Annotated in this window: 11 protein-coding genes; 8 read left to right on the top strand and 3 right to left on the bottom strand. The window is 37.9% G+C overall.

What is annotated here, in order from left to right:
• A partial coding sequence (locus BZK14_RS07550; RefSeq protein WP_077925916.1) for a LysR substrate-binding domain-containing protein occupies positions 1–254 on the top strand: 254 nt, incomplete at its 5' end.
• Here BZK14_RS07550 and BZK14_RS07545 read toward each other — a convergent pair.
• Both BZK14_RS07545 and BZK14_RS07540 read right to left on the bottom strand, forming a co-directional pair.
• A complete protein-coding gene (locus BZK14_RS07545) occupies positions 243–809 on the bottom strand; it encodes a C40 family peptidase (protein WP_077925915.1) in 567 nt (188 codons plus the stop codon). The genes BZK14_RS07550 and BZK14_RS07545 overlap by 12 nt on opposite strands.
• A 4-nt stretch (positions 810–813) precedes the next feature.
• Positions 814–1,224: a DUF4878 domain-containing protein gene (locus BZK14_RS07540; RefSeq protein ID WP_077925914.1), complete on the bottom strand. Its 411-nt coding sequence runs from the start codon at positions 1,222–1,224 to the stop codon at positions 814–816.
• Between the two features lie 141 nt (positions 1,225–1,365).
• On the opposite strand from BZK14_RS07540, the gene thrS reads away from it, so the two are divergent.
• The 7 genes from thrS to BZK14_RS07505 all read left to right on the top strand — a co-directional run bounded on the left by thrS (position 1,366) and on the right by BZK14_RS07505 (position 8,300).
• A complete protein-coding gene (gene thrS, locus BZK14_RS07535) occupies positions 1,366–3,282 on the top strand; it encodes a threonine--tRNA ligase (protein ID WP_077925913.1) in 1,917 nt (638 codons plus the stop codon).
• A gap of 20 nt (positions 3,283–3,302) precedes the next feature.
• Positions 3,303–3,821 carry a translation initiation factor IF-3 gene (gene infC / locus BZK14_RS07530; protein ID WP_077925912.1) on the top strand — a complete coding sequence of 173 codons (519 nt, stop codon included), beginning with the start codon at positions 3,303–3,305 and terminating at the stop codon, positions 3,819–3,821.
• Between the two features lie 62 nt (positions 3,822–3,883).
• Complete coding sequence (rpmI, locus tag BZK14_RS07525; protein ID WP_077925911.1) at positions 3,884–4,081, top strand: 50S ribosomal protein L35; 198 nt, start codon at positions 3,884–3,886, stop codon at positions 4,079–4,081.
• 16 nt (positions 4,082–4,097) lie between these two features.
• Entirely contained in the window at positions 4,098–4,454 is a 357-nt protein-coding gene (gene rplT, locus BZK14_RS07520) for a 50S ribosomal protein L20 (protein WP_077925910.1), read from the top strand.
• Between the two features lie 106 nt (positions 4,455–4,560).
• Complete coding sequence (gene pheS, locus BZK14_RS07515; protein ID WP_077925909.1) at positions 4,561–5,574, top strand: phenylalanine--tRNA ligase subunit alpha; 1,014 nt, start codon at positions 4,561–4,563, stop codon at positions 5,572–5,574.
• A gap of 35 nt (positions 5,575–5,609) precedes the next feature.
• Positions 5,610–7,976: a phenylalanine--tRNA ligase subunit beta gene (pheT, locus tag BZK14_RS07510; protein WP_077925908.1), complete on the top strand. Its 2,367-nt coding sequence runs from the start codon at positions 5,610–5,612 to the stop codon at positions 7,974–7,976.
• A 21-nt stretch (positions 7,977–7,997) separates the two neighbouring features.
• Positions 7,998–8,300 (top strand): integration host factor subunit alpha, encoded by a 303-nt coding sequence (locus BZK14_RS07505; RefSeq protein ID WP_077925907.1) that lies wholly within the window; start codon positions 7,998–8,000, stop codon positions 8,298–8,300.
• 125 nt (positions 8,301–8,425) lie between these two features.
• On the opposite strand, the gene BZK14_RS07500 is transcribed toward BZK14_RS07505, so the two are convergent.
• Positions 8,426–9,345 (bottom strand): amidase (locus tag BZK14_RS07500; RefSeq protein ID WP_245831230.1); only part of this gene is annotated, 920 nt, incomplete at its 5' end.

The raw sequence follows: 9,345 nt of genomic DNA, 5'->3' as shown, positions 1-9,345 counted from the left end.
ATATGATGACACCACAAATGAGTAGCACCAATGGCGAAGTCATAAGAAGTTTACTGTTGCAAGGTGCGGGTATTGGTTGTTTGTCAGAATTCTTAATTGCTAAGGATTTAGAAGCAGGGAAGTTGGTTAAGATATTGAATGACCAAACAGAGATACAGAAACAAAATATTTATGCTGTTTATTATAAGAAAGCATATTTACCGAAGAGATTACGTTTATTGATAGATTTTTTATATGAGAAATTAAAAGTTTAAAATTTCCATGCCTTCGATATTCATAAAGGTATCAGGGAATAAGTAAGAGCCTTTGAATGGTCCAAAATCAATAGTGTGCCATTCGAGTTGAATGTTTGGGCGAAGTTGTAAAAGAGGCTGTTCAATCAATGTTGTGCAGTATAAATTTTTTTCTTCACGACTTTTTAATATATAAGGAGCCCCAAGTTTAGAATAAACATTGTTTGCGAGGTTGAGTTTTTCATCCAATGTTAAAAAGTTAGGGCGAATGATTAAAATATTACGTGAAAACTTGGGTGATGTAAAAATATCGAAAGATGTTGCAATCACTTGATTGGGACTATTAGGATCATCATCTGTTGTGGAATGTACGACAATAATCTCAGGTTCAATTTGGGTAATAATGCCAATATGAGAATATTGAACATTACCAAGTTTTTGGATTGCTACACTATCCATATTGGGGCCAGAACGTAAAACTAAATCACCAATAGCCAATGAGTTTTTAGCATTAGAAAATGTGCATAAAAAAAGTGTTGTGATGATGGTCGCAACACTTAATTGAAATCTATTCATAGATTTAAAGAGAGATCTTCCAACCTTTATCTGTCTTAATTGTTTTCATATCACCTGCATCTTCCGTATCATTCTTTTTAAATTTTACTGTGAAGTTTACTGTTGCACGAGTTTTTTCATCATTTGTGTATTTAACATCTTTGATATTGATGGATGCTAAGCCGCCATTTTTCTCAGCTTCTTTTTTAGCTTCTTGCGCGGCCATGTTCATTTTACCAGCGATCATTTGTTGTACTGCAGGATCTTCACCATCTTTACCTAGATCTAAAGATTTAATCAAAGCATCACCATCGCCTTTATATGTGCTTTCGATAAAATGTTTAGTAATACCTTCTGGGCTGTCGGTAGAGCCTGAACAAGCTACAAGCATCAATGTCATAATTGCTAAAACTGGATATAAAAGAATTTTCTTCATGTGAGGTTCTTTGATTTAAAAAATTTAAGGGGTGGTTATAATATCACAGCTGTAAACTTTTCATGCAGCAAATATATCGTTCTTCTGTTAATTGGTATATAATTGAGGGCTTAATTAATTAGTCAGACCGTGGAGTATTAAATGGTTGTAATTACCTTACCTGATGGTAGTCAAAGAGAGTATCAAAATCCTGTTTCAGGTTTTGATATTGTAGATAGTATTGGTCCTGGTCTTGCAAAGGCTGCTGTTGCTATGGTTGTAGATGGCACACAAAAAGATCTTTCTACGGTATTGACCACCAACTCTACGGTAAGAATTTTGACGTTAAAGGACGAGGAAGGTTTGGATGTTGTGCGCCATACTTTAGCGGCACAAGTTTTAGCACGTGCTGTTAAAAACCTGTATCCAGACGCATTATTAGCCATTGGTCCGACAATTGATACAGGCTTTTACTATGATATTGATTTTAAAGAACCTATTACGCCTGAAGATTTACCTGCTATTGAAGCAGAAATGCAAAAGATCATTAAAGAGGGTTTGGATGTAACGCGTGAAATGCACCCACGTGCAGAAGCGATTGCTTACTTTGAAAGCCGTGGTGAAATTTATAAAGCAGACATTATTGCGCGTGCGCCTGAAGATCAAACAGAAATTTCTTTGTATCGTCAAGGTAATGAAGGTCAGGATGTTTTTACTGATTTATGTATCGGTCCTCATTTACCAACGATTAAAAAAGCCAATATTGCTTTTAAATTGATGAATATTGCAGGTGCTTATTGGCGCGGTGATTCTAAAAATAAAATGTTGACGCGTATTTATGCGGTTGCATTTGCGACAGATAAAGAATTAAAAGCGCATTTAACTTTTTTAGAAGAAGTGAGTAAGCGTGATCATCGTCGTATTGGTAAGGCACAAGACTTATTTCATTTACAAGAAGAAGCGCCTGGTATGGTGTTTTGGCATCCTAATGGTTGGCAGTTGTGGCAAACCATTGAGCAATATATGCGTGGACGTCAAAAGTCAGAAGGCTATCAGGAAGTCAAGACGCCAATGGTGGTGGACCGCACTTTGTGGGAACAATCTGGGCATTGGGAAAACTATCGTGAAAATATGTTCACAACATCATCGGAAAATCGCGATTATGCAGTTAAACCTATGAACTGCCCTTGTCATATTCAAGTATTTAATCATGGATTGCATTCATATCGTGATTTACCATTAAGAATGGCTGAATTCGGTTCTTGTCATCGTAACGAGCCTTCTGGTGCATTACATGGTATAATGCGTGTACGCGGATTCGTTCAAGATGATGGTCATATTTTCTGTCGTATTGATCAGGTTGTCAGTGAGGTTTCTGATTTCCATAAATTCGCAATGAGCGTTTATGATCGCTTTGGTTTTGAAAATATCTCAATTAAATTAAGCTTACGTCCTGAGGAACGCGCAGGGTCCGACGAAGTTTGGGATAAAGCAGAAGAAGGGTTGCGTGTTGCCCTCCGTGCTGCGGGTGTTGAGTGGGAAGAGTTACCTGGAGAAGGTGCTTTCTACGGCCCGAAAGTCGAATATCACATTAAAGATGCCTTAGGTCGTTCTTGGCAAGTGGGTACAATTCAGTTAGATTTTGTTTTGCCAGAAAGATTAGAAGCAGAATTTGTGGATGAAGATAATACACGTAAACGTCCTGTTATGTTGCATAGAGCTATTTTGGGATCATTTGAACGTTTTATCGGGATCTTGATTGAGCACCATGCAGGGTCTTTCCCATTCTGGTTAGCGCCTGTTCAAGTGTTTGTTGCAGGGATTACTAGTCAACAAGATGATTATGTGAAAGATATTGAAGCTAAACTTAAAAAAGCAAATATCAGAACCAAAATTGACTTGAGAAATGAAAAAATAGGATATAAAATCCGTGAAGCTACGATTGCGCGAATTCCATACATTTTAGTTGTTGGTAAACGCGAAGCTGAAGAAGGTTTAGTTTCTGTGAGAACTCGTGAAGGCGAAGATTTGGGAACAATGTCATTAGAAGCAGCAATCGAACTAATGAATAAAGATTAATACTTAATGGAGATAAAGTTATTAGCACACAGAATGAACATAGATTAAATGATGAAATCACATCACGTGAAGTACGTTTGATCGATGCAGAGGGTGAGGCAAGAGGTGTTGTACCTCTTGCAGAAGCAATTCAATTAGCTTATGATAGCGATCTTGATTTAGTGGAGGTTTCTCCAACAGCTGTTCCGCCTGTTTGTAAAATTATGAATTATGGTAAGTTCAAATTTGAACAGCAGAAAAAACAGCACGAAGCACGTAAGAAACAGAAACAAATTCAAGTGAAAGAAATCAAGTTCCGTCCCGGGACTGATGAAGGGGATTATCAGGTAAAACTACGCAACCTGATACGTTTCCTGAGTGATGGTGATAAAACTAAAGTAACGTTACGTTTTCGCGGACGTGAAATGGCTCACCAAGAGTTGGGAATGAAACTTCTGAACAGAGTTGAGGAAGATTTAAAAGAATATGGTGTGGTTGAGCAGCGTCCTAAATTTGAAGGTCGTCAAATGGTTATGGTTTTAGCGCCAGTTAAAAAATAACCCGATCACTATGTACATTCCTTATTATTTTTATTTTGATAGAGAAATGCGAGTTAAAAACTATGCCTAAAATGAAGTCAAACAGCGGCGCTAAAAAGCGTTTTCGCAAAACAGGTGGCGGTGGCTTTAAGCGTCACGCATCACATCGTAGTCACATCTTAACTAAGAAATCAACAAAGCGTAAACGCCATTTACGTCATGCTACTTTAATTGCTAAAGTAGATACACAAATGGTTCGTCGTATGTTGCCTTACGCATAATTGAGGGAGTTAGATCATGGCAAGAGTTAAACGTGGTGTTATCGCTCACGCGCGTCACAAAAAAGTTTTAAAGAAAGCAAAAGGTTACTACGGTGCACGTTCACGTGTTTATCGCGTTGCTAACCAAGCGGTTATCAAAGCTGGTCAATACGCATACCGCGATCGTCGCCAGAAAAAACGTGATTTCCGTTCTTTATGGATCGTTCGTATCAATGCTGCTGCACGTGAGTGTGGTTTATCTTACAGCCGTTTCATCAATGGCTTGAAGAAAGCAAACATCGAAATTGATCGTAAAGTTTTGGCTGATATCGCTGTATTTGAAAAAGAAGCATTTGCAGCTTTAGCAGAACAAGCAAAAGCAGCTTTAGCTTAACTATCAGAAGATTAGTATTTGATACTAATTGACTGAACCTTCAAGATTGATATTATCAAAGGAAAAGTAAGCATTAGCTACTTTTCCTTTTTTTATGGATATAACTATGTCACTAGAAAACATTCTTAAGACAGCATTAAGTTCAATTGCTGAAGCCAAAGATTTATCAGATATCGAAGCCGTTCGTGTGGGGCACTTTGGTAAGAAAGGTGTGATCACTGCGCTAATGCCTGAGCTAGGAAAATTAAGCCCAGAAGAAAAAAAAGTCAGAGGGGCTGAAATCAATGCCGTTCGTCAAGAAATTATTAGTGCGCTTGATAGTAAGAAGACAGCGTTAGAAGACGCGCTTTTATTAGAAAAATTAGAATCAGAACGAGTGGATGTCACTCAGCCTGGTCGTGGGCAAGAGCAAGGTGCTAATCATCCTATCACGATCACATTGAATCGAATCAAATCATTGTTTGGATCATTAGGGTTTGAAGCGGTGGAAGGTCCTGAAATTGAATCAGCTTTTTATAACTTTGAAGCTTTGAATATTCCTGAGCATCATCCTGCGCGTGCGATGTTTGATACATTTTATTTTAATACAGATATGTTGTTAAGAACACACACATCGAATACTCAGATTCATGTGATGCAAGCACAGAAACCACCTATTCAAATGATTGGTTATGGCCGTGTTTATCGTTCTGATTCAGATCAAACACACAGCCCAATGTTCCATCAAGTGGAAGGTTTGGTTGTGAATAAAAATGCAAACTTCAGTGACCTTAAAGGTTTATTGACTGAGTTTATGCAAAAATTCTTTGAAGAGGATTTGAAATTACGTTTTCGCCCATCTTTCTTCCCGTTTACAGAGCCTTCAGCAGAAGTTGATATCGAATGTGTAATGTGTCACGGTGATGGTTGTCGCGTTTGTAAACAAACAGGTTGGTTAGAAGTATTGGGTTGCGGTATGGTTCATCCTAATGTTTTACGTGCGGTGAATATTGATCCGAACGAATATCAAGGATTTGCATTTGGTATGGGTGTAGAGCGTTTAGCGATGTTACGTTATCGCGTGAATGACCTTCGATTATTCTATGAAAATGATTTAAGATTTTTAAATCAATTTAAATAATCTCCGAATCCTAATTTTAAACAAAGAATTATTGTATGAAAATATCTATTTCGTGGTTAAAAGAGTGGATTGATGAAATTCCACAAAACACATCCAATCATTTGACAATGCTTGGCTTAGAAGTTGACTCAGAAGAGTTGGCAGCACCTGAATTTACAAACATTGTTGTGGGTGAGGTGCTAACGGTTGAGCCGCACCCAGATGCAGATAAATTGCGCGTGACAACAGTAAATGTTGGTGAAGCAGAGCCATTACAAATCGTATGTGGTGCTCCTAATGTTGCAGTTGGTATTAAAGTGCCTACAGCTGTTATTGGTGCAGTATTACCAGGCGATTTCAAAATTAAGAAATCTAAACTCCGTGGTGTTGAATCTTATGGGATGTTGTGTTCTGCGCGTGAATTAGGCTTGAGTGATGATCACGCGGGTTTAATGATTTTGGCTGAAGATGCACCAATTGGCAAAGATTTCAGAGAATATTACAATCTTAACGATATGATCTATGAAATCGATTTAACACCAAATCGTGGCGATTGCTTAAGCGTTTATGGTGTAGCACGTGATGTGGCATTGAGCACAGGTACAGCAATCAAAGCATTGCCAGAGCACGAAATTGCAGTAACGATTGCTGATAAAATTGATGTTAATGTGGCCGATACAGAAGCTTGCCCTCGTTATTTAGGTCGTATGATTACAGGCTTAGATATGAATGCTGAAACACCTTTATGGATGAAAGAGCGTTTGAGAAGAGCAGGTACTCGCCCACATGGTATTTTGGTGGATATCACTAACTATGTCATGTTGGAATTGGGGCAGCCATTGCATGCATTTGATGCATCTAAAATCAAAGGTGCAATCAAAGTTCGCCAATCAGAAGCAGGCGAGCAAGTTGTATTGTTGAATGATGATACTTTGACATTGAAAGCCAATACATTGTTGATCACTGATGATGAAAAAACTGTTGCGTTGGCGGGCATTATGGGTGCTGCTAATAGTGTTTGTGTTGATCAAACAACATCAGTATTTTTAGAATCAGCATGGTTTAATCCTTTGGCAATCGCAGGGCGTGCACGTGAATATGGTTTGCATACAGATGCATCTCATCGTTTTGAGCGTGGTGTTGATTTCAACTTGCCTATGACTGCTTTGGAATATGCAACGCATTTATTAGTAACATTGGCAAAGGGTCAAGCAGGTGAAGTTACTATTGCTGAAAATACAGCTTTATTGCCAAAGAAAGAAGCAATCAAAGTTCGTTTTGAGCGTATTAACCAAATCGTTGGTCGTTCATATTCAGTTGAACGCATCACAGAAATCTTAAGCCGCATTGGTGAAGTAACCGTTGCAGATGATCATGTTGTATTGGTTCCGCCATCACATCGTTTTGATATTGAAATTGAAGAAGATTTGATTGAAGAAATCGCACGTATTGATGGTTATGACAACATCGGTGCATTGTTCAACAATAGCATTTCTACAATGACACCTTTCACAGAATTTAAAACACCTGTGAATCAGTTTAAAAATGTATTGGTGGATCGTGGTTATAATGAAGTGATCACAATGAGCTTTATTGCGCCAAAATGGCAAGCAATTATTGATCCTTCACAAGCACCAATTGTTTTGAAAAATCCAATCTCAGCTGATTTATCTGTGATGAGAACAACATTGGCGGCAGGTTTAATTTCAACAATTGATTATAACTTGAAGCGCCAGCAAAAACGCGTGCGTGTATTTGAGTCAGGTTTGACATTTAAAGGCAATATCGATAATGTTGAGCAGAAAGCTTATTTAGGTGGTGCTGTCACTGGTGATGTGTTGCCCGAACAATGGGGTGAAAAAGCACGTAAAGTTGATTTCTTTGATGTGAAGAATGATGTTGAAGCGATGCTTGCATTATCAGCAGATGCTAAAGATATTAATTTTGTTGCAAAAGCTTTTGATTTGTTGCACCCAGGACAAAGTGCAGAGATTTTAATCAAAGGTGAGCCAGCAGGTTACCTAGGTAAGATTCATCCAAAAGTGGCGAAAGCGTTAGATGTATCTACAGAAATTTACTTATTTGAGTTAAATCTAGCTGTGATGCAAATGACTGTGCCAACAGTGTTTAAACCATTGTCTAAATTCCCATCTTCTCGTCGTGATTTAACGTTAGTTGTACCGCAAGATATGACGGTGGATACGGTAATTAATGCAATGACACAAATCAAATCATCTCTTCTTCAATCAGTTCAATTATTTGATATTTATAATTTTGCTAAAGAAGATAGATATGAGAAAAGCTTCAGCTTTGGCCTTATTTTCCAAAATGATGCGGAAAATATCAAAGATGAAGAAATTGATACTATACTGAATAATATCCTAGAGAATCTTAAACAGATTCAGGTATTTTTACGTCAATAGAAATGAATTGTAGGGGGTACAATGGCAACATTAACTAAAGCGGAAATCGTTGAGCATTTATATCATGACTTCAACCATATTCAGCGTGAAGAAGCAAAACAATTCGTTGAAGATTTCTTTAATGAAATTCGTGAAGCTTTGACAAAAGGTGAGTCGGTAAAGCTATCTGGTTTTGGTAGTTTTGAATTGCGTGATAAAAGTGAAAGACCTGGTCGTAACCCAAAAACAGGTGAAGATATTCCTGTTTCGGCACGCCGTGTTGTAACATTCCGCGTAGGTCAGAAATTAAAAACTCGTTTGGCAAGTATCACTGCTGAAGAGTAAATTTTTGAAATTAATTGTATAAAGATAAAAATCCCACAGAACGGAGATACTGTGGGATTTTTTTATGTGTTCAAATAACTTCAATGTTATGTTTTCTCGCTGTAGGTGAGAAGGTTTCTAGGTAATTATTTGGCAATGGGTGCAATGAAGTCAAAGCCAACTGATTTTTCAACATGCTTTGCAATATTGAATACGGTTGCTTCATCAAATGCTTTACCAATGATCTGCATGCCAACTGGTAAACCTTCAGCCATACCAACAGGGATAGAAAGGGCAGGTAAGCCTGTTAAGTTGCTTGGGCCTGTGAAACGAATCACATGGTTCAATAAATCTACTTCTTTGCCATTGATCATTGCAATATCACTGCCAATATCATTAGGCAATACTGGTAACGTTGGCGCAATGATTACATCCACTTCATCCAATACAGCTTTAAATTGTGCTTTGAGTTCTCTACGCATTTGTTGTGCTTGGAGATATTCAACCGCAGATGGCAGTGTGCCTAATTCAAAGAGCATGCGAATGTCCTCACCATAATGGCTAGGATCTTTTTTGAGTTGCTCATAATGGATTGTGCCAGCTTCAGATAAACTTGTGATGAGTTCTGCATATTCAGAATTTTGTAATGCAGGGATTTTTACTTTTTTAATAGTTGCACCTTGTGATTCTAATTGTGCAATTTGTTCGCGCACAAGTTTTTCAATCGGAGCATCTACATCTTTAAAGAAATATTCTTCTTCAATACCAATCACTTTGCCTTTCAATGAATCATTGATATTGGCTAAATAATCTAATTTTTGTGTTTGTTTAGATGTTGGATCACGTTGATCAAAGCCTGCGATTGCTTGTAATACAATGGCTGCATCATCAACTGTACGAGCCATTGGGCCAATGTGATCTAATGTCCAAGCCAATGGGAAACAGCCATATTTAGCAACTAAACCATGCGTTGGTTTTAAGCCCACTAAACCACAAGCAGAAGATGGAATGCGAATAGATCCCGCTGTATCTGTCCCCAATGTTACTGGTGTCATACCTGCTGTTA

Source organism: Wohlfahrtiimonas larvae, from assembly GCF_002006755.1.
GTDB classification, from domain to species: domain Bacteria; phylum Pseudomonadota; class Gammaproteobacteria; order Cardiobacteriales; family Wohlfahrtiimonadaceae; genus Wohlfahrtiimonas; species Wohlfahrtiimonas larvae.
Note: the sequence above shows the minus strand (reverse complement) of the source record. Positions and strands in the feature narration are given on the sequence as shown.